Origin of the sequence: Streptomyces sp. NPDC059832, assembly GCF_042731715.1 — a bacterium.
Classification (GTDB): Bacteria; Actinomycetota; Actinomycetes; order Streptomycetales; family Streptomycetaceae; genus Streptomyces.
In genome coordinates, this window is the sequence record NZ_JBHWIY010000005.1 from 158,273 (window position 1) to 182,211 (window position 23,939).

Here is a 23,939-nt window from a genome sequence, read left to right on the forward strand (position 1 = left end):
CGCCGGTCAGCCCAGCGGCGTGAACACGAAGGAGAACTCCGCGGCCCGTGCGTCGAGCCGGTACTCCGGCAGCACGCCCGGCCCGCACGACTGGGAACCGATGCCCTGCACCGCGTGATCCAGATTGACCCAGACGGTCTCGCCGGCCCGCAGCCCCGGCCGGTGCTCCGCCGTGTCCAGCTGCTCGCTCGTCCACCGCCGCGCGGTGAACCAGAACGGCGTACCCCCCTCGGCCCGCACCCCCGCACCGCTGCCGTCCGTCAGCTCCGCCCACCGGACGTCGGCCCGCGCACCGTTCTCCTGGGGCCGCACGTACGGCGTCTGCATCGCGTCCACCGACATCCGCCACCGGCCGAGCACCGAGGCGGCCCGGGTGTCCGGGTACGCCTCACCGGGCCCGCCGCCGAACCACCGCGCCGAGCCGTACGCGGCGGGCAGCCCGAACCGGATGCCCAGCCGGGGCAGCGGAACCCGCCACTCGCCCTCCGGCACCACGGACACGGTCAGCCCCAGCCGCTCCCCGTCGGCCGTCCACCGGTACGCGGTACGCAGCCCCAGCCCGACCCCGGCCGGCGCCACCCGGGTCCGTACGACCAGCGAGTCCTCATCGGCCTCGACCGCATCGGTCCGGTGAAGCATCCGGTGCAGCCCGGACTCCCGCCACCGCACCCCGTACCGCTCGTCCGGCTGCCACGCCGCACCGTTGTCGTTGTCGGTGGGCGCCCGCCACACATCCAGCCGAAGCCCCTCCACCGGCACCGCCCCCAGCCGCACCGGCGCCCCGGTCACCGCGTCGAAGACCCCGGGCCCGAGGGTGATCAGCCCCTCGCCCCGCTCCGGCCGCTCACCCACCGCGGCGGCGGGGACGACGGCCGGGCCCGTCTCCGTCTGCCCCCACGCGACCACATGCCCGCGCTCGCCCCAGTCGGTGTCCCGGGCCAGTACCGCCCGTACGGTCCACACCCCGGCACCGTCCATCGGCAGCCGCACCCCGGCCGACGCACCGGGTGCGAGCTCCGGCACATCGAGCACACCGGATCCGGCGGGCTCGCCGTCCACCTCGTGCGACCACGCGAAGTCCAGGTGCGCCAGTCCCGCGAAGTCGTACCCGTTGGTGATCCGGACCGAGTCCGCTCCGGGCACGGGCTCGATCCGCACCGGCTCGACGACCTTCTTGTACTCGATCAGCCCGGGGGAGGGGGTGCGATCGGGGAAGAGCAGTCCGTCGCAGACGAAGTTGGAGTCGTGCGGTTCCTCGCCGAAGTCCCCGCCGTACGCGAAGCCGTGCTCGGGGTGGGCGATGCCGTGGTCGATCCACTCCCAGACGAAGCCGCCCTGGCAGCGCTCGTACCGCTCGAACAGCCGCTGGTACTCGGAGAGTCCGCCCGGACCGTTGCCCATCGCATGCGCGTACTCGCACATCACGAACGGCATCGCACGCCGCCGCGCGTCCGACTCCGGGTCGGCCAACGGCTCCTCCGTCCGGCGGCCGATCAGCTCGACCTCGGCGTGCGCCGGGTACATCCGCGAGTACAGGTCGACGTCCCGGCAGGAGGGATCGCCCTCGTAGTGCACCAGCCGCTCCGGATCCCGTCCCCGGATCCACTCGGCCATCGCGCTCAGCCCGCGCCCCGTCCCGCACTCGTTGCCGAGCGACCAGATGATCACCGACGCGTGGTTCTTGTCGCGCTCCACCATCCGCGCCGCCCGGTCGAGCAGTGCCGGGGTCCACCGCTCGTCGTCCACCGGGTTGCCGCGCCATTCCTGGCCGGCGAAGCCATGCGTCTCCAGGTCGCACTCGTCGATCACCCAGAGCCCCAGTTCGTCGCAGAGATCCAGGAAAGCGGGATGGGGCGGATAGTGGCTGGTGCGCACGGCGTTGATGTTGTGCTGCTTCATCAGCACCAGATCGCGCCGCATGGTCGCCGCGTCCACGGTCCGCCCGGTCTCCGGATGGAATTCGTGCCGGTTCACCCCGCGGAAGAGCACCCGGCGCCCGTTGACCTCGATGAGCCCGTCCTCGACCACGACGCTGCGGAACCCCACCCGCAGCCCGATCCGTTCCCCGGACGTCACCAGCTCCCCGTCGTAGAGCCGGGGCGTCTCGGCCGTCCACGGCTCGACCGCGACGGTCACCGCCTCGCCCGTCGCGACATCGACACCCAGCTCGGGCACCAGGACCCGCCCCTCGGCCCCCGCGCACTCCACCCGCAGGGTCCCGGACCCGTCGCGATGGTCGTACCCGGCGTGCACGAAGAAGTCCCGGGGCGCACCCCGCGGTCGCTCCAGCAGGGTCACGTCCCGGAAGATCCCGGGCAGCCACCACTGGTCCTGGTCCTCCAGATAACTCCCCGAGGACCACTGGTGCACCCGCACGGCCAGCACATTGCCCTCGGCGCGCAGCAGCCCGCCGACGGCGAACTCGTGCGGCAGCCGTGAGCCCTTGAAGGTGCCCAGCTCCCGGCCGTTGAGCCAGACCCGGGCACAGGACTCCACCCCGTCGAACCGCAGCACCACGTCCCCGTCCCCGGCCCATCCGGCGGGCAGGTCGAAGGTCCGCAGATGGTCCCCGGTCGGATTCGCGGCCGGCACCCTCGGCGGATCGACGGGGAAGGGGTACACCACGTTCGTGTAGGCGGGAGCCCCGCCGGCGTCCTGAAGCACCCAGTGCCCGGGAACCTCGACCGTCGCCCACCCCGAGGCGTCGAACCCGGGGCGCGCGAACGACTCGTCCCTGGTGGTGGCGCCCGGTGAGAGCCGGAAGCGCCACTCCCCGTTCAGCGGCATCCGCCCGGCGTCCGACCCCGCGTACCAGGCTCGCGGCTCCAGCGCGCCCGATCCGGGACCCATGTCCTCGTACCAGGTCGGGGCGGGCGTGCGGGTGCGGCTCATGGGACTCCTCGCTCGGCAAAGCCCTCCGTGCTGCTGGAGCCTCGGACGCTAGCGAGGGATGAACCGATTCAACAAGGGTGCCCGGCCGCACGGCCGGTCCGCGCCGAACGGGCCGCAACGCAAAATGCCGATCAGGATTTCTCCTGATCGGCATTTTGCTCTGTGTCCGAGGGGGGACTTGAACCCCCACGCCCGATAAAGGGCACTAGCACCTCAAGCTAGCGCGTCTGCCATTCCGCCACCCGGACAAGGTGTCTGTCTCGCGGGCTCCGGCCCGTTCCGACGTGGAAAACAATAGCAAACATTCGGGGGTGCTCGATCACGCCCAGGACTGTGTGAAGGGCGCATGACGAGGGGTGGGTGCCCTTGGGTGTGCGGGCCGGGCGCGGGAGGATGAGGGGGAGCACCACAGCGACAGTGGAAGGAAGCAGCGTGAGCGAGACCAGCACGGCTTGGGCCGGCTCCGGCGAGGACGAGGTCGTGGACCTCTGTCGTGAGCTGATCCGGATCGACACCAGCAACTACGGGGACCATTCGGGACCGGGGGAGCGGGGCGCGGCCGAGTACGTCGCGGAGAAGCTCGCCGAGGTCGGGCTGGAGCCGCAGATCTTCGAGTCCCACAAGGGCCGTGCCTCGACCGTGGCGCGGATCGAGGGCGAGGACCCGTCCAGGCCCGCGCTGCTGATCCACGGCCACACCGACGTGGTTCCGGCCAATGCCCACGACTGGACGCACCACCCGTTCTCGGGCGAGGTCGCGGACGGCTGCGTGTGGGGCCGCGGCGCGGTCGACATGAAGGACATGGACGCGATGACCCTCGCGGTCGTCCGCGACCGGATGCGCAGCGGCCGCAAGCCCCCGCGCGACATCGTGCTGGCCTTCCTCGCGGACGAGGAGGCGGGCGGTACGTACGGCGCGCGGTACCTCGTGGACAAGCACCCCGGCCTCTTCGAGGGGGTCACCGAGGCGATCGGCGAGGTCGGCGGCTTCTCCTTCACGGTGAACGAGAAGCTGCGGCTCTACCTCGTCGAGACGGCCCAGAAGGGCATGCACTGGATGCGGCTCACCGTGGACGGCACCGCCGGCCACGGCTCGATGACCAACGACGACAACGCGATCACCGAGCTCTGCGAGGCGGTCGGCCGGCTCGGGCGGCACAAGTGGCCGGTCCGGGTGACCAAGACCGTACGGTCGTTCCTGGACGAGCTGTCGGACGCGCTCGGCACTCCGCTCGACCCGGAGGACATGGATGCCACGCTCGCCAAGCTGGGCGGCATCGCCAAGATGGTCGGCGCCACGCTCCGCAACTCCGCGGCGCCCACCATGCTCGGCGCCGGTTACAAGGTGAACGTCATCCCCGGCCAGGCCATCGCCCATGTCGACGGCCGTTTCCTGCCCGGCTTCGAGGACGAGTTCCTGGCCGATCTGGACCGGATCCTCGGCCCGCGCGTGAAGCGCGAGGACGTGCACGGCGACAAGGCGCTGGAGACCAGCTTCGACGGCTCGCTCGTCGACGCCATGCAGATCGCCCTGAAGGCGGAGGACCCGATCGCCCGTGCCGTGCCCTACATGCTCTCCGGCGGCACCGACGCCAAGTCCTTCGACGACCTGGGCATCCGCTGCTTCGGATTCGCCCCGCTGAAGCTGCCGCCGGAGCTCGACTTCGCGGGCATGTTCCACGGTGTGGACGAGCGTGTACCGGTGGACGGTCTGAAGTTCGGCGTGCGGGTGCTCGACCGTTTCATTGACAACTCCTGACTCCTTGCCGGATTTCCGCCGACTTTCCGCACCAACAATCGCCAGCGTGTGCGTATTTGACCGGAACGAGTGAAAGGGGCGATACGCTCGTAGCTTGATTACCTCTTCCTCGTTACAAGTGATGCGGTCCGCGGCTGGGACCGCATTGCCAACTAGGAGGAATAATGATCAAGAAGGTCGTCGCTGCTGCGGCTGTCACTGGTGGTCTGGTGCTCGCGGGTGCGGGCATGGCCGTCGCGGACTCCGGTGCCCAGGGCGCCGCTGTCGGCAGCCCCGGCGTGATCTCGGGCAACACCATTCAGGCGCCCGTCCACGTGCCGGTGAACGTGTGCGGTAACACGGTCTCCGCGATCGGGCTGCTGAACCCCGCCTTCGGCAACCCCTGCTTCAACGCCTGACGTTGTGCGTCAACCCGTAAGGGTTTGAACCCGGTCGGCCCCGAAGTGCACGCCATGCACTCCGGGGCTGCTGGGTACTCCGCCCCCGCACGGTCAAGTCCGGGGGTTTTCCGGAAGGTTAGAAGGCAGGAAACAACCTATGCGACAGGTCACGCGTAAAGGCCTGATCACCATGGCGGCAGCGGGCGGCGTGCTCGCGCTGAGTGGCGGCTACGCGCACGCGGACGCAGGAGCGTCCGGCGAGGCGACGAATTCCCCGGGGGTGCTGTCAGGGAATTCGGTACAGATCCCGGTCCACGTACCGGTCAACGTGTGCGGCAACTCCGTGGACGTCGTGGCGCTGCTCAACCCGGCGTTCGGCAACACTTGCGGAAACGGTTCGCAGGACGACTCCCAGGGCAAGCACGCCTCCGGCAGTCACGTCTCCGGCGACCTGACCCAGGCGAGTCGGCCCGGCGCGGGCAAGCACCGGGCCCCGATCGGCGGCGGGTCGACGGCCCAGGGCGTCGCGAAGGGCTCGCCGGGAGTGCTGTCCGGCAACAACATCCAGGTGCCCATCGACATCCCCGTGAACGCCTGCGGGAACAGTGTCACCATCGGCGGTCTGCTCAACCCCACTTTCGGCAACGACTGCGGGAACAGCACGGACGTCGTCACGCCGCCGCCGGTCACGCCGGTCACCCCGGTCACGCCGGTCACCCCGGTCACGCCGGTCACCGAGCACAAGCCCCCGGCGCCGGAGAAGCCGGTCGTGCCCAACGTGCCCGAGGAGCAGAACGTCCCGCAGCTCGCCCACACCGGAGCGGGTGGGCTCGACCTCCTGATCCCGGCGAGCGCGGGTCTGCTGCTGGCGGGTGCGGGCACGGTGTTCTACCGCCGCGCCCGGATGTCCGCCTAGCGGACCGGGGCGGCGACGCAAGCACGACGAAGGGGGGCGGGTCCCGCGACTGCGGGGCCCGCCCCGTCTCACCAGGTGGCTCGGAGCTGGCGGATGATCCGTCGGCGCAGGCGCACCCTGCGGCTGCCGTCGCGGCGCAGCGTCAGCCGGTCCAACTCCCAGTGACCGTACTCGGCATGGTCGGTCAGCAGGCGGGCCGTCTCCTTCCGGGACACCCCGCGCGGTACGTACACATCGACAAATTCGTATTCCGGCATCGCATCTATTGTGCGGGCAGAGCCCGTGTACGGATAGCGTCTGCACTATGTCTGATGCTGCGCAGCCCACCGCTGCCGAGGTACGCGCCGCCGCCGAGGCGGTCAAAGCCGCGCTCGACCACCACCTCGAGGCGGTCGAACGCCGGACCGGGGACGACGACGTGGCCGTCTATGACGCGTTCAACGCACTGGCCGCTGCCGCCGAGTTCTACGACGAACTGCTCTACGACCGTTACGACGAAGTCACCCCTTTCGAGATCCCGGGTGCGGAGGATTCGCTGCCGCCGTACACCGGCCCCGAGGAGCCGAACGCACTGAGTCTGCTGATCCGGCGCGACTACGCGGTGGTGGAGCCGCCGAGGCTGCTCGCACAGGCCCAGCGGATCGCCGACCTCGATCAGGGCGAACGCGGCGGAAGCGCCGCGGTCGTCGGCTCCAGCGTCCACGCGGCGCTCGGAGTGCTCTTCGGGGAGTACGAACCCGACGAGATCGCTTCCCGGCACACGGAGTTCGGCCTGGAGGAGGGCGACTCCACGCTCTGGGTCACGGCCGCCGAGGAGCTCCCCGAAGCGGGGGAGTGGCTCGGCGCGCCCTTCGACGACGCCGATCCGCAGCGGGTGGTCTGCCGCTTCGATGTCAGCGCCGTCTTCGACGAGGACGAACCGGACGAGGAACCGGCCCGCCTCGACCCCGTCTGACCGGTGCCGCCCGGCGGCGGACGGTTCCTGATCCGCCGGCCGGACGGGCTCGACACCGAGCCCGTCCGGTATGGGCGTCGCCGGTGGGACCCGGTCAGCGGGCCGGGGTCTCCAGCAGGGTGCGCAGTCGCGTCGTGCGGTCCTGGGCCGGGGACTGGGCGACCGCGCGCGGGAGCGCCTGGTCCACTCCGTGCACCACGGACAGATGCCGCTCCCCGCGGCTGAAGGCGGTGTACACCCAGGAGCGGCTCAGCCCCTGGACTGCGTCGCCCGGCAGCACGACGACCACTGCGGGCCATCGCATCCCGGCCGCCTGGTGGGCGCTGAGGGCCCAGCCATGGCGCACGGAGGATTCCACCCGCTCCTGGGCCACGACGACCTCCGTGCCCGCGCAGTCCAGCCGCAGGCCCTCGGCGTCGGCCGAGACGACCACCGCGGGCACGACCCTGCCGGGTGCCGGGACGTGGACGACGCGGTCGCCCGGGTCGAAGCCGCCGAACCGCCCCGGTCCGGGATTGAGCCGCTGCTTCAGCGCCGCGTTCAGCGCCCGGGTGCCCGCCGAGCCGCCGTGGCCGACGGTGATCACCTGGGTGTCGGACGACGGCACACCGATCGCGCGCGGCACCGAGTCGGCCACCAGCTGCACGGTACGGTGCACCGCCTCGCCCGCATCGCGTACGGGGACGATCACCACTTCCTTGCCGGGCGCCTCGACCTGGTTGAGCTCGCCGATGCCGATGCCGGAGACCAGCTCGCCGATCGGTCCCGGATCCGGTGTGCGGGAGACGATCTGCGGGCAGGCGCGGGCCGCGAGCACATCCGCGAACACCCTTCCCGCACCGGCCGAACCCAGCACACCCGGATCACCGCTGAGCACCAGGCGGGTGCCGTCGGCCAGGGACTCGACCAGGATCGCGGCGGTCTCGATGTCCAGCTGCGGGGCGTCCAGCACGACGAGCAGGTCGACGGCGACCGCCCCCTCCTCGTCCCGCCCCGGGCCCTGCTCGCCGGAGAGCAGACCGGCGAGGGTGACGGCCGTCTCCGGATCGCCGGTCGCCTCGGCCAGCCGTCGTCTGCCGTCGGCGCTGTGCGTGGTGCCCAGGGCGCGCAGCCCGAGGCCGCGGGCCGCGGTGATCAGGGCGGCGGGTTCGGCCCTGGCGGCCTCGCCCCCGGTGTGCGCCACGAGGCCGTGGGCCGCGACCGCGCGGATCAGCTCGGCTGCCGACGGGGAGCCCGCGCCCGAGGCCGCCTCCGCCCAGTCGGCGTCCTTCTCGCAGGCGTTGACCAGCCGGGCCAGGCCGTCGGCGAGGCTCTCCTCGGCGAGTGCGTAGCGGTCGAGGCCGAGCAGCACCTGCACCGGTTCCTGCCCGGCGTCCGTGCCGGCCTCCTCGCCGGGTTCCGCGGGTGCTTCGGAGTCCTGGTCGGCCTGGTCCTCCGGGCCGTCCTGGAAGACCAGGACGACTCCCTCGGCGACGGCGTGCTGCACGGCCGCGTCGGGGTCGGCCACCGAACGCTCGGCGAGCGCGGCCCGTACCTCCGAGGCGTCCAGCGCCGTGTGGCCGCGCAGCGCGGCCCGCTCCAGCAGCCAGCCCACCAGGGCGGCGGTCCGCCGCTCGTCGTCCGGGCCGCACTCGGCGCCGAGCAGGGCCCGCGCGAATCCGTCCGCCTGCTCGGGCCCGACTCCCGGCACGGCCAGCAGCTGCCAGGGGTCCGCGCGCAGGGTCTCGGCGGCCTGTGCCCCGAGGGTCTCGGCCGCCGGTCCGGCCAGCGCCGCCGGAGCCCCGCCCTCGGCCAGCACGGCGGCGGTCGCGGCCACGGCCTCCGGCGGGGCGCCCTGCGGCGCCCGTGCCGGTTCGGGGGCGCGCGGACGGGCCGGGGCGGGCGCGGGTGCGGTCCGGCGGGGGACAGCGGGTGCGGGCGAGTCGAAGAACGAGGTGGCGGGCTGCTCGCCGCTCTCCACCGCGCGCACGGCCGCCAGCAGGTCGGCCGCCCTGCCGCTCAGCTTCGCCCCGGCGGCGATGGGGCCTTCCTTCTCGGCCTTGCGCTTCTCGATCCGCTCCCGGAGCTCACGCTGGGCGGCGAGCTCGGCCTCGGCCTCGGAGAGCGGTGCGGGGGCGGCGTCCGCCCCGTCCCCGGTGTCGTCGGCGGTGTCCGTTGCGCCGTCCGTCGTGTCGTCCTGGCCGTCCGTCTCCGCTCCGTCCCCGGCGTCGTCGGCCGTCGGTGATCCCTCGTCCGCGGCGTGCCCCTCGTCCCCGGCGGACGGGGCGGGCACGGCGGCGGAGGGGGTCGCGACGACGCCGTCGTCGTCGGCGGCCGGGGAGCCGGGGGTTTCCCCCCGGGGAAGCGCAGTCACAGCGTGCTCCAGTCCTGGTCGGGATAGCGGTGCACGGGCGCCGACACATCGTCGAGCGCCTGGCAGATCTCGTCAGGAAGACTAAGCGCCTCCACTGACAATGCCTCCGTGAGCTGCTGCGCGTTGCGCGCGCCGACGATCGGGGCCACCACTCCGGGCCGGTCCCGGACCCAGGCGAGAGCCACCTGCAGCGGCGTCGTGGCCAGGCCGTCCGCCGCCGTCGCCACCGCGTCCACCACGCGGCTCGCCGGCTCGTCGAGATACGGCTCGACGAACGGAGCCAGCAGCTCCGAGGCGCCACGCGAGTCCGCCGGAGTGCCCGACCGGTACTTCCCGGTGAGGACCCCACGGCCCAGCGGGGAGGAGGGCAGCAGGCCGACGCCGAGATCGAGGGCGGCGGGCAGCACCTCGCGTTCCACGCCCCGCTGCAACAGCGAGTACTCCATCTGCGTGCTCGCCAGCCGGGTGCGCACCCCGGGCGAGGCGAGCTGCCAGGTCGCCGCCTTGGCCAGCTGCCAGCCGCAGAAGTTCGACACCCCCGCGTAGCGGGCGCGCCCGCTGGACACCGCCATGTCCAGCGCCTGAAGGGTCTCGTCCAGCGGAGTCACCGGGTCGAAGGCGTGGATCTGCCACAGATCCACGTGGTCCGTGCCGAGCCGTTCCAGGGAAGCGTCCAGCGCGGCCAGCAGATGCCCGCGCGAGCCGTCGAACCGGCGGTACGGATCGGCCACGCCGCCGGCCTTCGTCGCGATGACCAGATCGCGCCGTGGCACCAGGCCGTCGACGAGCTGCCCGAGCAGATATTCGGCCTCCCCGCCGCCGTACACATCGGCCGTGTCGACCAGCGTGCCGCCCGCCTCCCAGAAGGCTTTCAGCTGTTCGGCAGCGTCGTGATCATCGGTGTCCCGGCCCCAGGTGAGGGTGCCGAGCCCGATCCGGGACACTCGAAGGCCGGTGCGGCCGAGATGCCTCTGCTCCATGGGGGCTGAGATTACTGGCCAGAACCCCACTCGGCGGAAGCCTGTGGACAACCCGGCGTCAAGTCGCCCCTGCCGGATCCCGTCGGCGCGCGCTAGAGTCCGAAGCTCAGGGACGTTACTGATCGGTAAGGGGAGCGGTTATGCGGCTCGGCATCAATCTCGGTTACTGGGGCGCGGGAATGGACGGCGACAATCTCGCCGTCGCCCAGGAGGCCGACCGGCTCGGATACGACGTCTGCTGGGTGGCCGAGGCGTACGGCTCCGACGCGCCGACCGTGCTCTCCTGGGTCGCCGCCCGGACCGAGTCCATCGACGTCGGCTCCGCGATCATGCAGATCCCGGCCCGCCAGCCCGCCATGACGGCGATGACCGCCGCCACCCTCGACTCGCTCTCCGGCGGCCGGTTCCGGCTCGGCCTCGGCGTGTCGGGACCGCAGGTCTCCGAGGGCTGGTACGGCGTCAAGTTCGACAAGCCGCTGGCCCGCACCCGGGAGTACGTCGAGATCGTCCGCAGGGCGATGTCCCGCGAGCGGCTCTCGTACGAGGGGCAGCACTGGACGCTGCCGCTGCCGGACGGTCCGGGCAAGCCCATCAAGCTGACCGTCCACCCGCAGCGCGAGCACATCCCGCTCTACATCGCCGCGATCGGCCCGAAGAACCTGGAGCAGACCGGCGAGATCGCCGACGGCGCGCTGCTGATCTTCCCCTCCGCCGAGCACCTGGAGGACACCGCGATGACGTACCTGCGGGCGGGCCGTGAGAAGGCCGGCCTGACGATGGAGGGCTTCGACGTCTGTCCGACCCTGCCGCTCGCCGTCGGCGACGACGTCAACGGCCTCGCGGACATGTTCCGTCCGTACACCGCCCTGTACGTGGGCGGCATGGGCAGCCGCAAGCAGAACTTCTACAACCAGCTCGCGCAGCGCATGGGCTACGAGAAGGAAGCCGCCGAGATCCAGGACAAGTACCTGTCCGGCGACAAGAGCGGCGCCGCCGCCGCGGTGCCGCACCAGCTGATCGACCAGACCGCGCTGCTCGGCCCGGTCGAGCGGATCGCCGAGCGGATGCAGGCCTACGCCGCCGCGGGGGTCACGACGCTGACCCTGGCCCCGGCCGGGTTCACGCTCGAAGAGCGGCTCACGGCCCTGCGGGCCGGCACGGACGCGCTGGAGCGCTCCGGGCTCGCGTAGCAGGTTTCGCCGCTCCCGGGAGCAGCACTACGGCCGTGGTGGGGGCTCGGGGCCTCCCCGCCACGGCCGTTATGCATATCAACGCGCGCACGGCCGGGCGGTTACGGCGGCACGCGCCCCATCCGGCGTAGCCGGGGCCCGTTCCTGTTGCCCGAGTGGGTGTGCCGCACTTGACTGTCGCTCGGCGGACGCGCACGGAGGTGGCAGTGATGCTCTCGGCAAGGAACTTGTTCCTGGAGATCCTCGACGACGACGAGTCGTTCCGGCTGTTCTGTTCCATCGCGGCCGGCGGGGAGGCCCAGGGTGGCTGGGAGAACGGCCGCATCGCGGCCCTGGTACCCGAGAGCCAGCGCGCGCTGGCGCCCAAGATCGCACGGCACGGCGCCGACGAGGACAAGCACGGCAGGATCTTCGACGCGCTGCTGCGCAAGCGCGGGCTCCGGCCGGCGGAGATCCCGCACGAGACCGACTACACGATGCTGCTGGAGAAGCACGGCATCGGCCTCGCCCATGAGCAGCTGCGGGGCGAGGAACGGCTCTCCGAGCGCGACATCATCACCTACCTCGCCCACAGCCGGGTCACCGAGCAGCGCGCCTCCGAGCAGATGGCCCTGCTGTGCAAGCACTTCGCCGACCACCCCGACCTCGGCCGCGCCGTGAAAATGATCTCGAACGACGAGGACAACCACCTGGCGTACTGCCACGAGGAACTGCTCCGCCTCGCCCGCGCCGGACACGGCCGCACCATCCAGCGCACCCTGCGCGAGTACGCGCTCGCCGAGATCCGGGTGTACCGCGACGTCAGCCTCGCCGTGATGGACCACATGGGCCGCATCCTGGGCTGGCCCCGGGCCAGATCGGCGGTGCTGGCCGCCGGGATCCACGGCGTCTACGCGTACGAACGGCTGGTGGGATGGCGGCGCATGGTGAGCCTGGCGCAGCCCGAGCGGCGCGACGCGCTGGGCGGTCCCGCGGTGCCGGAGCCCGGGTCCGCCTGAGAGCCTGTCGGGGCGCCGGCCCGTCCGTCAGAGCCAGCCGCGGCGCTTGAACTGCCGGTACAGCGCGAAGACCACGACGGCCATCAGCGCGATCACCACCGGATAGGACCACAACCAGCGGAGCTCCGGCATGTGATCGAAGTTCATGCCGTAGATCCCCGCCACCATGGTCGGCACGGCGGCCATCGCCGCCCAGGCCGAGATCTTGCGCATGTCGTCGTTCTGCCGCACGCCCACCTGGGCCAGATGGGCCGAGAGGATGTCGGAGAGCAGCCGGTCCAGCCCCTCCACGTACTCGTTGGCGCGCGTCAGATGGTCGCTGACGTCGCGGAAGAACGGCTGCGAGTGCTCGTGGACGAACGGCACGTCCGCGCTCGCCAGCCGGGCCATGGGGGCGCTCAGCGGACCGGTGGCCCGGCGGAACTCCAGGATCTGCCGCTTGAAGGTGTAGATGCGGGCCGCGGTGCTCTTGGTGTCGCCGACGCCGGTCGGCGCGAACACCTCGGTCTCCAGCTCCTCCAGGTCGACCTGGAGCTCGCCCGCCACCTCGATGTAGTGGTCGACGACGGCGTCGCTGATCGCGTACAGCACCGCCGTCGGCCCGTGCTTGAGCACCTCCGGCTCGGCCTCCAGCCGGCGGCGTACCGCGGCGAGCGGCGCGCCCTCCCCGTGCCGGACCGTCACGACGAACGAATCGCCTATGAAGGCCATCAGCTCATCGGTGGTGACCGTGTCGCTGGTGGGCTCGTACACCACCGGTTTGATGACGGCGAAGAGCGAGTCGTCGTACACCTCCAGCTTGGGCCGCTGGTGCGCGCTCAGGGCGTCCTCCACCGCCAGCGGATGCAGCCCGAACTCGCTCCTGACGAGTGCGAACTCCTTCTCCGTCGGCTCGTGCAGCCCGATCCAGAGGAACGCGTCCCCGGTGGCCCGTGCCTCGTCGAGGGCGTCGGAGAAGTCGGCGGGGCCGTCGGTGCGGCGCCCGTCCCGGTAGATGGCACAGTCCACGATCACGGCGCGCATTCTTCCCTGCCGCGCTCCCCGGCGCACCTCACCCTCGTCGGCGGCCTACGCTGGCCCGTATGCCCACCCTGATCCTCGTACGCCATGGACGCTCCACCGCCAACACGGCCGGGGTGCTCGCGGGCCGCACCCCCGGTGTCGCGCTCGACGAGCGCGGTGCCGAACAGGCCGCGGCACTGCCCGGACGGCTCGCCGGGCTGCCCCTGGCCGCAGCCGTCAGCAGCCCGCTCCAGCGCTGCCGGGAGACCCTGCGGCCGCTCCTCGCCGCCCGGCCGGAGCTGGAACTGCACACCGAGGAGCGGATCAGCGAGTGCGACTACGGTGACTGGTCGGGGCGCAAACTCGCGGAGCTCGCCGACGAACCGCTGATGGGCGTCGTGCAGCAGCACCCGTCTGCCGCGGCGTTCCCCGGCGGCGAGTCGATGCGCGGCATGCAGGCGCGCGCCGTCGACGCGGTACGGGACTGGAACGCCCGCGTCGAGGCCGGGCACGGCGACGACGCCGTCTACCTGATGTGCTCGCACGGCGACATCATCAAGGCCCTCGTCGCCGACGCGCTCGGCATGCATCTCGACCTCTTCCAGCGGGTCCACGCCGACCCCTGTTCGGTCACCGCGATCCGCTACACCAGGCTGCGGCCCTTCCTGCTGCGGCTCGGCGACACCGGGGACCTCGCGTCGCTGGCACCGCGCGAGCACCCCGGCGGGGCCGACCCGGGCGCGCGCCCGGCGGCGGACGCGGACGCGGCTGTCGGGGGCGGCGCTGGGGCGCCGTGATCGCTTCGCGCAGTAGGGTGGACGCTCCGTAGGCGCCTTGCCCCGGGGGAACCTCCCGCGGCCCCGGCCGCCCCTCATCCACCGTCGATCTCAAGGGAGACAGGACGTGTCCCGTCAGGTGTTCCTCTACGACCCCCCGGACCGTTTCGTGGCCGGTACGGTCGGATTGCCTGGACGCCGTACGTTCTTCCTGCAGGCATCCTCAGGCGGACGTGTCACCAGCGTGGCCCTGGAGAAGACCCAGGTGGCCGCGCTCGCCGAGCGGATCGACGAACTGCTCGACGAAGTGGTGCGGCGGACCGGCGGAAACTCCCCGGTGCCCGCCGTCGCGCCGATGGACGTCACCGACACCGCGCCCCTGGACGTCCCCGTCGAGGAGGAGTTCCGGGTCGGCACGATGGCGCTCGCCTGGGACGGCGAGGAACAGCGCATGATCGTCGAGGCGCAGGCGCTGGTCGAACTGGACGTGGACTCCGACGAGGACCTCGCCGAGGCCGAGGAGCGGTTGCTCCAGGACGAGGAGAACGGTCCGCCGATGCTCCGGGTCCGGCTCAGCGGCGCGCAGGCACGGGCCTTCGCCAAGCGAGCGCTGGACGTGGTGAACGCCGGACGTCCGCCGTGCCCGCTGTGCAGCCTGCCGCTCGATCCGGAAGGACACGTATGCCCGCGCCAGAACGGATACCGTCGCGGAGCCTGACCGGCACCGACCCGGTCGCCCTGCTCGCCGAGGGGGAGCTCACCGTCCTCGGACAGATCCGCGGGGCGTCCAACGCGGTGCTGTACTGCACGGTCGCGCGCGACGGCGAGGAGGCGACCTGCGTCTACAAGCCGGTGGCCGGCGAACAGCCCCTGTGGGACTTCCCGGACGGCACGCTCGCCGGGCGCGAGGTGGCCGCGTACGAGATATCCGAGGTGACCGGATGGGGCCTCGTGCCGCCCACCGTGCTGCGGGACGGTCCGTACGGCGAGGGCATGTGCCAGCTGTGGATCGACGCGGCGCCCGAGGACGGCGAGGCCGGTGAGGCGGGCGAGCCCCCGCTGCTCGCGCTCGTCGAGGACGAGGAGCCGGGGGAGGGCTGGAAGGCCGTCGCCCGTGCCGAGGTCGGCGAGGGGAGGACGGCCCTGCTGGTCCACGCGGACGACGCGCGGCTGCGGCGGCTGGCCGTCCTCGACGCCGTGATCAACAACGGGGACCGCAAGGGCGGCCATCTGCTGCCCGCACCCGATGGCCGGCTCTACGGCATCGACCACGGTGTGACCTTCAACGCGGACGACAAGCTGCGCACGCTGCTCTGGGGGTGGGCGGGGGAGCCGCTGACGGCGGAGGCCGTCGAGGTCGTCGAGCGGCTGGGGGCGGAACTCGCGCCGGGCACCCCGCTCGTCACCCGGCTGGGCGAGCTGATCACCGAGGTCGAGATCGAGGCGTTGCGGGGCCGTGTGGCGGGGCTGAGGGAGACGGGACGGCACCCGGAGCCGAGCGGGGAATGGCCGTCGATCCCCTGGCCGCCGGTCTGAGCCGAGCAGGGGATACGCGGAGCCCCGGGGCCTGCCGGACCGGCTCCGGGGGCGCGGACCGGGGTGCCGGTCCTGCACCCCGAAGCAGATGGGGCCACGCGGCGCAAGACCGCCTCTTCGGCCAAGAACCGGCAGCCGGTTCGTATCCGGAACATGCATCCGGTTACGCTCGTGGCATGCATGCCTGGCCCGCTTCTGAGGTCCCCGCCCTGCCTGGCAAGGGCCGCGACCTTCGGATCCACGACACCGCGACCGGCGGACGGATCACCCTTGACCCCGGTCCCGTCGCCCGCATCTATGTCTGCGGCATCACGCCGTACGACGCGACCCACATGGGTCATGCGGCGACCTACAACGCGTTCGACCTCGTTCAGCGCGTGTGGCTCGACACCAAGCGGCAGGTTCACTACGTCCAGAACGTGACCGACGTGGACGACCCGCTCCTGGAGCGGGCCGTGCGCGACGGTCAGGACTGGACCGAGCTCGCCGAGCGCGAGACGGCCCTGTTCCGCGAGGACATGACTGCCCTGCGCATGCTTCCGCCGAAGCACTACATCGGTGCCGTGGAGGCCATACCCGGCATCGTTCCGCTGGTGGAACGGCTCCGCGACGCCGGTGCCGCCTACGAGCTCGACGGCGACGTGTACTTCTCCGTCGAGACCGACCCGCACTTCGGCGGCGTCTCCAACCTCGACGCCGAGGCGATGCGGCTGCTCTCCGCCGAGCGCGGCGGCGACCCGGAGCGCCCCGGCAAGAAGAACCCCCTCGACCCGATGCTCTGGATGGCCGCCCGTGAGGGCGAGCCGAGCTGGGACGGCGCCTCCCTCGGCCCCGGCCGGCCCGGCTGGCACATCGAGTGCGTCGCCATCGCCCTGGACCACCTCGGCATGGGCTTCGACGTCCAGGGGGGCGGGTCCGACCTCGCCTTCCCGCACCACGAGATGGGCGCCTCGCACGCCCAGGTACTGACCGGCGAATACCCCTTCGCCCAGGCCTATGTGCACGCCGGAATGGTCGCCCTGGACGGCGAGAAGATGTCCAAGTCCCGGGGCAATCTGGTCTTCGTCTCGAAGCTGCGCCATGACGGCGTGGACCCGGCGGCGATCCGCCTGGCGCTGCTGTCGCACCACTACCGGTCCGACTGGGAGTGGACGGACCAGGTGCTCGCCGACGCGGTGGAGCGGCTCGCGCGGTGGCGGTCCGCCGTCTCCCGGCCCGACGGACTGCCCGCCGAGGCCCTGGTCGAGGAGGTCCGCGAGGCCCTCGCCGACGACCTGGACGCGCCGGCCGCGCTGGCCGCCGTGGACCGCTGGGCCGAGCGCCAGAACGCCGACGGCGGTACGGACGAGGGCGCGCCCGGCCTCGTCTCGCGCACCGTCGACGCGCTGCTGGGTGTCGCCCTGTAACACCGCGCAGGGTGACAACCCGCCGATTTCCACCGGATGTTCGGAACGAACCGGCCTTGGACTTCTCGACGAAGTTCAGGGCCGGTTCCGTTTTGTCCATGGTCAAGTGCTCGGTGTTGCGCTAAAAGCGCTCTATGCAAACATCAACGCGCATCAGAGCGGCGGCAGTTGCAGCCTTGTTCGGGCTGCTCGCCGTCCTCACGGGCCCCGGCGCGGCCGAGGCCGGCGCCGCCGAACCGGACACCACGGTCGGCGACCTCACCGGATTCTCCGCCGACGGATCCGTCTACCACCTGAAGGCCGGCACCGCCGAGGCGCGGGTCAGTTTCGTCTCCGCCGAGACCTTCCGTATCGAACTCGCCCCGGACGGCACGTTCTCGGACCCGACCGGCGACGACATCGTCCTGCCGCAGGGCACCCCGCCGCACACCCGGTGGAAGGAGCGGAGCGACCGCTATGAGCTCTCCACCGCCGACGTCACCCTGCGCGCCTACAAGTCGCCCCTGCGTTTCGCTCTGTACCGGGCCGACGGAAGCCAGGTCTGGTCCGAGGCCAAGGGGCTGAGCTGGAACGGAGAGAAGACCACCCAGACCCTGGCCCGCGGCGCGGACGAGCAGTTCTACGGCGCCGGCATGCAGAACGGCCGGGGCAACACCTCGCACCGGGACAAGACCGTCGAGGTCGGCGTCGACTACGACTGGGACGACGGCGGCCACCCCAACTCGGTGCCGTTCTACCTCTCCTCGGCCGGCTACGGCGTCTTCCGCAACACCTACGCGCCGAACACCTATGCCTTCACCGACCCGGTGACCACCAGCGCGAAGGAGAAGCGCTTCGACGCCTACTACTTCGCGGGTGACAGCGCCAAGGACGTCATCGGGCAGTACACGAAGCTCACCGGCAAGCCCTTCCTGCCGCCCGTGTACGGCATGGAGATCGGCGACGCCGACTGCTACCTCCACAACGCCAACCGCGGTGAACGCCACACCCTGGACGCCCTGAAGGTCGCCGACGGCTACGTCGAGAACGACATGCCGAACGGCTGGATGCTCGTCAACGACGGCTACGGCTGCGGATACGAGGACCTCGCCGAGACCGCCAAGGGCCTCCAGGGCCGCGACATGCAGCTCGGCCTGTGGACCCAGGACGGCATCGACAGGATCGCCGACCAGGTCAAGGCCGGCCAGCGGGTCGCCAAGCTGGACGTCGCCTGGATCGGCGCCGGCTACAAGTTCGCCCTGGACGGCTGCAAGGACGCGTACAAGGGCATCGAGGACAACAGCGACGCCCGCGGCTTCACCTACGCCCCCGAGAGCTGGTCGGGCGCGCAGCGCTGCGGCGTGCAGTGGTCCGGCGACCAGTACGGCACCTGGGACTACATCCGCTGGCAGATCCCGACCTACGCGGGCGCCACGATGTCCGGCCTCGCCTACACCACGGGCGACGTCGACGGCATCTTCGGCGGCAGCGCCAAGACCTACACCCGTGACCTCCAGTGGAAGATGTTCCTGGGGACCACGATGACGATGGACGGCTGGGCGGCCAGCGACAAGCAGCCCTACCGGTACGGAGAGCCGTACACCACCATCAACCGCGACTACCTCAAGCTCAAGGAGTCGCTGCTGCCCTATCAGTACTCCTACGCGCACGAGGCGACGAAGACCGGCGTCGGCATGGTCCGCCCGCTGGTCCTCGAATATCCGGACGACCCGAAGGCGGCGACGGACGCCGCGAAGTACGAGTTCATGTCCGGCGAGGACTTCCTCGTCGCACCGGTCTACCAGGACAGCACCGAGCGCGACGGCATCTATCTGCCGAAGGGCACCTGGACCGACTACTGGAGCGGGCGGACGTACGAGGGTCCGCTCACCCTCGACGACCACAGCGCCCCGCTCGACACCCTGCCGCTGTTCGTCAAGGGCGGTGCCAGTGTGCCGATGTGGCCCGGCATCCGCTCGTACAAGGACCGCACCGCCGGCTCCCCGCTCGCCTGGGACGTCTACCCGCAGGGCAGGTCGTCCTTCACGTTGTACGAGGACGACGGCGTCACCCGGCAGCACCGCGACGGCAAGTACGCCACCCAGCGGGCCGACGTGGACGCACCGGTCCGGGGCGCGGGCGACGTGACCGTGCGGATCGGCGCGAGCGAGGGGAAGTTCACGGGCAAGCAGGGCGAGCGCCCGTACGAGTTCACCGTGCACACCGGCTCCGCCCCGAGCGCGGTCGAGCTCGGCGGGAAGCTGCCCCGGCTGGGCTCCGCCGCCGCGTTCAAGGCCGCGAAGCAGGGCTGGTGGTACGACCGGGACGACCGCGGCGGTGTCGTGAAGATCAAGACCGCGCCGCTGTCCACCGGCAAGAAGTTCTCCGTGAAGCTGAAGGACACCAGCGCGGTCGGCGGCCGGCACGCCGCGGCGGGCGCCGTGGTCTCCGTGCCGTCCGGGCAGGAGGTCGGCGCCGGGGCCGCGGGTACCGTCGCCGTCGATGTCACCGCGGGCAGGGCCGATGTGACCGGCGCCGAGGTCGGCCTCGACGTCCCCGAGGGCTGGCAGGTCGCACGGACCGCGAAGGTGGACCGGATCCCGGCGGGCACCACCCGGCGGGTCGAGGTGTCCGTCACCCCCGCGAAGGACGCCGTGGCGGGCGAGGCACGGATCACCGCACTCGTCCGCTACCGGTCGGCCGGTGAGTCCCGGACCGCCACGCAGCGCTTCGCGGCCGGAGTCATGCCACCGCCGCCCACCGGCGAGGCCTGGGCGAGCGATCTGGTGTGGCTGAAGTCCACCAACGGCTACGGACCGGCCGAACGGGACCGCAGCAACGGCGAGTCGGGCGCGAGCGACGGGCACCCGCTGACCCTCGCCGGGAAGACGTACGAGAAGGGGATCGGCACCCATGCCGACTCCGACATCGAGGTCTATCTCGGCGGGCGCTGCACCGCGTTCACCGCCGACGCGGGGATCGACGACGAGATCAACGGCTACGGCGAGGTGGCCTTCTCCGTCGAGGCGGACGGCAAGGTGCTGTGGACCTCCCCGAAGGTGACCGGGGCTTCGGCGACCGTGCCGGTCGACGTGAAGCTCGACGGTGCGCGTCATGTGCACCTGAAGGTCACGGACACCAACGGCTCCAAGACCGGTGACCACGGGGACTGGGCCGCGGCCCGGTTCAGCTGTTCCTGAATGTCCCGGACAGCACGGGAGCGCCGGGCGGTGACGTACCCGCCCGGCGCTCCACCGGTCCCGTCAGTCCTCCGGGGAGTCCTCCGACGAATCCTGCGGGCCGTCGCCGTCACCGCGGTCGCCGCCCTCCCGGTCGGCCGGTGGCTGCCGGCCGGGTCCGCCCGCGGGCGGCGCGCCGGGCCCGGTGTCGCCGCCGGTCTCGGGACGGGCCGGCTTGGGCGGACGGGTCCGGCCGCTGGAGGTGTCGCGCAGATACGAGGCGTCGCCGCTCTCCGTCGCGTGCCCGCCCGGCGCCTGGCCCGGACCGATGTCCCTGCGGCGCAGATAGCGCTCGAACTCCCGGGCGATGGCCTCGCCGCTCGCCTCGGGAAGCTCGGCGGTGTCCCGGGCCTCCTCCAGCGTCTGCACGTACTCGGCCACCTCGCTGTCCTCGGCGGCCAGTTGGTCGACGCCGAGCTGCCAGGCGCGCGCGTCCTCGGGCAGTTCGCCCAGCGGGATGCGCAGACCGATCAGGTCCTCCAGGCGGTTCAGCAGCGCGAGCGTGGCCTTCGGGTTGGGCGGCTGCGACACATAGTGCGGCACCGCCGCCCACAGGCTCACCGCGGGCACGCCCGCGTGCGTGCAGGCCTCCTGGAGGATGCCGACGATGCCCGTCGGCCCCTCGTACCTGGTCTCCTCCAGGTCCATGGTCCGCGCCAGATCCGGATCGGAGGTGACTCCGCTGACCGGAACCGGGCGGGTGTGCGGGGTGTCGCCGAGCAGGGCGCCCAGGACCACCACCATCTCCACACCCAGCTCATGGGCGAAGCCCAGGATCTCGTTGCAGAACGAGCGCCAGCGCATGGATGGTTCGATACCGCGGACCAGGACGAGATCGCGGGGTTTGTCCCCGCCGACGCGGACCACGGAGAGTCTGGTGGTCGGCCAGGTGATCTTGCGCACCCCGCCGTCCAGCCACACCGTCGGCCGGTTGACCTGGAAGTCGTAGTAGTCCTCGGCGTCCAGCGCCGCGAACACCTCGCCCTTCCACTCCCGGTCCAGGTGCGCGACCGCCGTGGAGGCGGCGTCCCCTGCGTCGTTCCATCCCTCGAACGCGGCCACCATGACCGGGTCGATCAGCTCGGGAACCCCCTCGAGCTCGATCACCCAGGCCTCCTTCCGAAGTTCCCTTGTGTACCCATCAACCTTACGGCTTCCGGCCACTCCTGCCGCAGCCTCCGTACACAGCCGGGTGAACCTGGTCCACGAGAGTGCACCACCGGTCGAATCAAGGCACTGGACTCCGGATACATCCGAGCTGTGTCCGGTCAATTTCGATCAATCCCTGGACGTTGGCGCCCTGGTGGCGCTATACATCGGATGACCAGAACAGAGGTCCGATGTTATTCCCCTGGGGGCGCACATGAGTCAGACCGTCACGGATTTCGAGGTCCACGACATCCGTTTTCCGACCTCGGAACAACTGGACGGCTCGGACGCCATGAACCCCGATCCCGACTACTCGGCTGCCTACGTCGTACTGCGTACCGATGTCCCCGACCGCACGGACGGCCCGGACAGCGGCGGCATCGAGGGACATGGCTTCTGTTTCACCATCGGGCGCGGCAACGAGGTGATGGCCGCCGCCATCGACGCGCTGCGCCCCTACCTGGTGGGGCGTCCGGCGCCCCGCACCGCGGCCGACCTCGCCGCACTGCACCGTGAGCTCACCCATGACTCGCAACTGCGCTGGCTCGGCCCGGAGAAGGGCGTGATGCACATGGCGGCCGGCGCGGTCGTCAACGCCGCCTGGGACCTGGCGGCCAAGCTGGCGGGCAGACCCGTCTGGGAGTTCCTCGCCGGGATGACGCCCGAGGAACTCGTCTCCCTCGTCGACTTCCGCTACCTCAGCGACGCCCTCACCCCCGAGGAGGCCCTGGCGATCCTGCGGGCCGCCGAACCGGGGCGGGCCGAGCGCGCCGCACGGCTGCGCGCCGAGGGGTACCCGGCGTACACCACCTCGCCCGGCTGGCTGGGCTACAGCGACGACAAGCTGGTCAGGCTGGCCAAGGAGGCCGTCGCCGACGGCTTCACCCAGATCAAGCTGAAGGTCGGCGGCAGCCTGCGCGACGACGTCCGCAGGCTCGCCCTGGCCCGCGACGCGGTCGGGCCCGACATCCGGATCGCCGTCGACGCCAACCAGCGCTGGGACGTCCCGGACGCGGTCGAGTGGATGACCGCGCTCGCGCCGTACGACCCGCACTGGATCGAGGAGCCGACCAGCCCCGACGACATCCTCGGCCACGCCGCCGTCCGGGCCGGCCAGCCGGTCAAGGTCGCCACCGGCGAACACGTCGCCAACCGCGTCGTGTTCAAGCAGCTGCTCCAGGCCGGAGCCGTCGACTTCGTCCAGATCGACGCGGCACGCGTCGCGGGCGTCAACGAGAACCTCGCGATCCTGCTGCTCGCCGCGAAGTACGGCGTGCCGGTCTGCCCGCACGCGGGCGGGGTAGGACTCTGCGAGCTGGTGCAGCACCTCTCCATGTTCGACTACGTGGCGGTCTCCGGCAGTTGGGACAACCGCGTGATCGAGTACGTCGACCATCTCCACGAGCACTTCGCCGACCCCACCGTGATCGAGTCCGGCCGCTACACCGCGCCGAGCTCCCCGGGCTTCTCCGCCCGGATGCTCCCCGAGTCGATCGCCGCACACCGCTACCCGCAGGGCGCCGTATGGCAGGCCCGCCGCACCGAGGAGGCCCACCGATGACCACGACGAGCGACTTCGAGGGAATGGGCGCCCTGATCACGGGCGGCGCCTCAGGCATCGGGGCAGCCGTCGCGACCATGCTGCTGGCGCGCGGCGCGCGGGTGGCCGTACTGGACCGGGAGACCGCCGGCGCCCCAGCGGGCGCCCTCGCCGTCAAGGCGGACGTCACCGACGACGACGCCGTGCGCGAGGCGGTGGACCGCGCCGCCGCCGAACTGGGCGTGCTGCACACCGTCGTGTCCAACGCGGGCATCGGCTCCATCGGCACGGTCGAGGACAACGCCGACGACGAGTGGACCCGGGTCCTGGACATCAACGTCCTCGGCATGGTCCGCACCGCCCGGCACGCCCTGCCCCATCTGCGGCGCGCCGCGGCCGCCCGCCCCGGCGCCGTGTCGATCACCCAGACCTGCTCCATCGCGGCGACCGCCGGTCTGCCGCAGCGCGCCCTGTACAGCGCGAGCAAGGGAGCGGTCCTCTCGCTGACCCTGGCGATGGCCGCCGACCACGTCCGTGAGGGCATCCGGGTCAACTGCGTCAACCCCGGCACCGCGGACACCCCGTGGATCGGCCGGCTCCTCGGCCAGGCCGACGACCCGGCCGCCGAGCGGGCCGCGCTCAACGCCCGCCAGCCGCTGGGACGCCTGGTGTCGGCCGACGAGGTGGCCGCCGCGATCGTCTACCTCGCGAGCCCCGCCGCCGCCTCGGTCACCGGCACGGCCCTGGCCGTCGACGGCGGCATGCAGGGGCTGCGCCTGCGCCCCGCCGAGAGCTGACCGGGGGCGCCGGGGCGGGGCGGGGGGGGGGGAGGGGGGGGGGTCGGCTGGAGGCATACAAGAGAGAGAGAAAATGAAACCGAACCCCACAAC

General features: G+C 71.7%; 19 protein-coding genes and 1 tRNA gene. 13 read left to right on the top strand and 7 right to left on the bottom strand.

Translation table 11 applies throughout. From position 1 onward, the window contains the following. Positions 1-6 precede the first annotated feature (6 nt). Both ACFV8T_RS10900 and ACFV8T_RS10905 read right to left on the bottom strand, forming a co-directional pair. Entirely contained in the window at positions 7-2,892 is a 2,886-nt protein-coding gene (locus tag ACFV8T_RS10900; RefSeq protein WP_385326449.1) for a glycoside hydrolase family 2 TIM barrel-domain containing protein, read from the bottom strand. A gap of 163 nt (positions 2,893-3,055) precedes the next feature. Further along, a tRNA-Leu gene (locus ACFV8T_RS10905) sits at positions 3,056-3,140 on the bottom strand. A gap of 145 nt (positions 3,141-3,285) precedes the next feature. Here ACFV8T_RS10905 and ACFV8T_RS10910 point away from each other — a divergent pair. The 3 genes from ACFV8T_RS10910 to ACFV8T_RS10920 all read left to right on the top strand — a co-directional run bounded on the left by ACFV8T_RS10910 (position 3,286) and on the right by ACFV8T_RS10920 (position 5,946). Beyond that, on the top strand, positions 3,286-4,650 hold the full coding sequence (locus ACFV8T_RS10910) for a M20/M25/M40 family metallo-hydrolase (protein ID WP_385326451.1): 1,365 nt from the start codon (positions 3,286-3,288) through the stop codon (positions 4,648-4,650). A 164-nt stretch (positions 4,651-4,814) separates the two neighbouring features. Beyond that, the gene (gene chpH, locus ACFV8T_RS10915; RefSeq protein ID WP_385326453.1) at positions 4,815-5,048 is read left to right on the top strand and encodes a chaplin ChpH; all 234 of its coding nucleotides are present in this window, start codon (positions 4,815-4,817) and stop codon (positions 5,046-5,048) included. A 139-nt stretch (positions 5,049-5,187) separates the two neighbouring features. Then, positions 5,188-5,946, top strand: a complete 759-nt coding sequence (locus ACFV8T_RS10920) for a chaplin (protein WP_385326455.1) — start codon at positions 5,188-5,190, stop codon at positions 5,944-5,946. Positions 5,947-6,014: 68 nt separating this feature from the next. Here the strand turns inward: ACFV8T_RS10920 and ACFV8T_RS10925 are convergent, their stop codons facing one another. Beyond that, positions 6,015-6,203, bottom strand: a complete 189-nt coding sequence (locus ACFV8T_RS10925) for a DUF5703 family protein (RefSeq protein ID WP_030918345.1) — start codon at positions 6,201-6,203, stop codon at positions 6,015-6,017. A gap of 47 nt (positions 6,204-6,250) precedes the next feature. Between ACFV8T_RS10925 and ACFV8T_RS10930 the strand changes: the two genes are divergently transcribed. Then, entirely contained in the window at positions 6,251-6,901 is a 651-nt protein-coding gene (locus ACFV8T_RS10930) for a hypothetical protein (protein WP_385326457.1), read from the top strand. Positions 6,902-6,995: 94 nt separating this feature from the next. Here the strand turns inward: ACFV8T_RS10930 and ACFV8T_RS10935 are convergent, their stop codons facing one another. Then, complete coding sequence (locus ACFV8T_RS10935; RefSeq protein ID WP_385326459.1) at positions 6,996-9,254, bottom strand: ATP-dependent RecD-like DNA helicase; 2,259 nt, start codon at positions 9,252-9,254, stop codon at positions 6,996-6,998. Next, positions 9,251-10,234 carry an aldo/keto reductase gene (locus ACFV8T_RS10940; protein WP_385326461.1) on the bottom strand — a complete coding sequence of 328 codons (984 nt, stop codon included), beginning with the start codon at positions 10,232-10,234 and terminating at the stop codon, positions 9,251-9,253. The genes ACFV8T_RS10935 and ACFV8T_RS10940 overlap by 4 nt, the downstream gene beginning before the upstream one ends. A 140-nt stretch (positions 10,235-10,374) precedes the next feature. Here ACFV8T_RS10940 and ACFV8T_RS10945 point away from each other — a divergent pair, with 140 nt between their 5' ends. Together ACFV8T_RS10945 and ACFV8T_RS10950 are read left to right on the top strand one after the other, a co-directional pair. After that, positions 10,375-11,424: an LLM class F420-dependent oxidoreductase gene (locus tag ACFV8T_RS10945; RefSeq protein WP_385326463.1), complete on the top strand. Its 1,050-nt coding sequence runs from the start codon at positions 10,375-10,377 to the stop codon at positions 11,422-11,424. Positions 11,425-11,633: 209 nt separating this feature from the next. Further along, a complete protein-coding gene (locus ACFV8T_RS10950; RefSeq protein ID WP_385326465.1) occupies positions 11,634-12,422 on the top strand; it encodes a ferritin-like domain-containing protein in 789 nt (262 codons plus the stop codon). A gap of 27 nt (positions 12,423-12,449) precedes the next feature. Here ACFV8T_RS10950 and corA read toward each other — a convergent pair whose 3' ends face one another. Next, positions 12,450-13,445 (bottom strand): magnesium/cobalt transporter CorA, encoded by a 996-nt coding sequence (gene corA / locus ACFV8T_RS10955; protein ID WP_385326467.1) that lies wholly within the window; start codon positions 13,443-13,445, stop codon positions 12,450-12,452. 59 nt (positions 13,446-13,504) lie between these two features. Between corA and ACFV8T_RS10960 the strand changes: the two genes are divergently transcribed. The 5 genes from ACFV8T_RS10960 to ACFV8T_RS10980 all read left to right on the top strand — a co-directional run bounded on the left by ACFV8T_RS10960 (position 13,505) and on the right by ACFV8T_RS10980 (position 20,321). Then, positions 13,505-14,221, top strand: coding sequence for a histidine phosphatase family protein (locus tag ACFV8T_RS10960; RefSeq protein WP_385326468.1), 717 nt, complete (start codon positions 13,505-13,507; stop codon positions 14,219-14,221). Positions 14,222-14,327: 106 nt separating this feature from the next. Further along, on the top strand, positions 14,328-14,918 hold the full coding sequence (locus tag ACFV8T_RS10965; RefSeq protein ID WP_072484378.1) for a DUF3090 domain-containing protein: 591 nt from the start codon (positions 14,328-14,330) through the stop codon (positions 14,916-14,918). Further along, positions 14,882-15,736, top strand: coding sequence for an SCO1664 family protein (locus ACFV8T_RS10970; protein WP_385326469.1), 855 nt, complete (start codon positions 14,882-14,884; stop codon positions 15,734-15,736). Before ACFV8T_RS10965 ends, ACFV8T_RS10970 begins: the two co-directional genes overlap by 37 nt. 176 nt (positions 15,737-15,912) lie before the next feature. Then, a complete protein-coding gene (gene mshC, locus ACFV8T_RS10975) occupies positions 15,913-17,142 on the top strand; it encodes a cysteine--1-D-myo-inosityl 2-amino-2-deoxy-alpha-D-glucopyranoside ligase (RefSeq protein ID WP_266421569.1) in 1,230 nt (409 codons plus the stop codon). A 134-nt stretch (positions 17,143-17,276) separates the two neighbouring features. After that, complete coding sequence (locus ACFV8T_RS10980; protein WP_385326471.1) at positions 17,277-20,321, top strand: NPCBM/NEW2 domain-containing protein; 3,045 nt, start codon at positions 17,277-17,279, stop codon at positions 20,319-20,321. 63 nt (positions 20,322-20,384) lie between these two features. Here ACFV8T_RS10980 and ACFV8T_RS10985 read toward each other — a convergent pair whose 3' ends face one another. After that, complete coding sequence (locus ACFV8T_RS10985; RefSeq protein WP_385326472.1) at positions 20,385-21,467, bottom strand: PAC2 family protein; 1,083 nt, start codon at positions 21,465-21,467, stop codon at positions 20,385-20,387. A gap of 256 nt (positions 21,468-21,723) precedes the next feature. On the opposite strand from ACFV8T_RS10985, the gene ACFV8T_RS10990 reads away from it, so the two are divergent. Further along, on the top strand, positions 21,724-23,070 hold the full coding sequence (locus ACFV8T_RS10990; RefSeq protein ID WP_385326474.1) for an enolase C-terminal domain-like protein: 1,347 nt from the start codon (positions 21,724-21,726) through the stop codon (positions 23,068-23,070). After that, complete coding sequence (locus ACFV8T_RS10995) at positions 23,067-23,846, top strand: SDR family NAD(P)-dependent oxidoreductase (RefSeq protein WP_385326476.1); 780 nt, start codon at positions 23,067-23,069, stop codon at positions 23,844-23,846. The genes ACFV8T_RS10990 and ACFV8T_RS10995 overlap by 4 nt, the downstream gene beginning before the upstream one ends. Positions 23,847-23,939: the final 93 nt, after the last annotated feature.

Coding starts and splice junctions, on each gene's coding strand:
- ACFV8T_RS10900 (WP_385326449.1), bottom strand. CDS start 2,892: ATGAGCCGCACCCGCACGCCCGCCCCGACCTGGTACGAGGACATGGGT.
- ACFV8T_RS10910 (WP_385326451.1), top strand. CDS start 3,286: ATGAGGGGGAGCACCACAGCGACAGTGGAAGGAAGCAGCGTGAGCGAG.
- chpH (WP_385326453.1), top strand. CDS start 4,815: ATGATCAAGAAGGTCGTCGCTGCTGCGGCTGTCACTGGTGGTCTGGTG.
- ACFV8T_RS10920 (WP_385326455.1), top strand. CDS start 5,188: ATGCGACAGGTCACGCGTAAAGGCCTGATCACCATGGCGGCAGCGGGC.
- ACFV8T_RS10925 (WP_030918345.1), bottom strand. CDS start 6,203: ATGCCGGAATACGAATTTGTCGATGTGTACGTACCGCGCGGGGTGTCC.
- ACFV8T_RS10930 (WP_385326457.1), top strand. CDS start 6,251: ATGTCTGATGCTGCGCAGCCCACCGCTGCCGAGGTACGCGCCGCCGCC.
- ACFV8T_RS10940 (WP_385326461.1), bottom strand. CDS start 10,234: ATGGAGCAGAGGCATCTCGGCCGCACCGGCCTTCGAGTGTCCCGGATC.
- ACFV8T_RS10945 (WP_385326463.1), top strand. CDS start 10,375: ATGCGGCTCGGCATCAATCTCGGTTACTGGGGCGCGGGAATGGACGGC.
- ACFV8T_RS10950 (WP_385326465.1), top strand. CDS start 11,634: ATGCTCTCGGCAAGGAACTTGTTCCTGGAGATCCTCGACGACGACGAG.
- corA (WP_385326467.1), bottom strand. CDS start 13,445: ATGCGCGCCGTGATCGTGGACTGTGCCATCTACCGGGACGGGCGCCGC.
- ACFV8T_RS10960 (WP_385326468.1), top strand. CDS start 13,505: ATGCCCACCCTGATCCTCGTACGCCATGGACGCTCCACCGCCAACACG.
- ACFV8T_RS10970 (WP_385326469.1), top strand. CDS start 14,882: ATGCCCGCGCCAGAACGGATACCGTCGCGGAGCCTGACCGGCACCGAC.
- mshC (WP_266421569.1), top strand. CDS start 15,913: ATGCATGCCTGGCCCGCTTCTGAGGTCCCCGCCCTGCCTGGCAAGGGC.
- ACFV8T_RS10980 (WP_385326471.1), top strand. CDS start 17,277: ATGCAAACATCAACGCGCATCAGAGCGGCGGCAGTTGCAGCCTTGTTC.
- ACFV8T_RS10990 (WP_385326474.1), top strand. CDS start 21,724: ATGAGTCAGACCGTCACGGATTTCGAGGTCCACGACATCCGTTTTCCG.
- ACFV8T_RS10995 (WP_385326476.1), top strand. CDS start 23,067: ATGACCACGACGAGCGACTTCGAGGGAATGGGCGCCCTGATCACGGGC.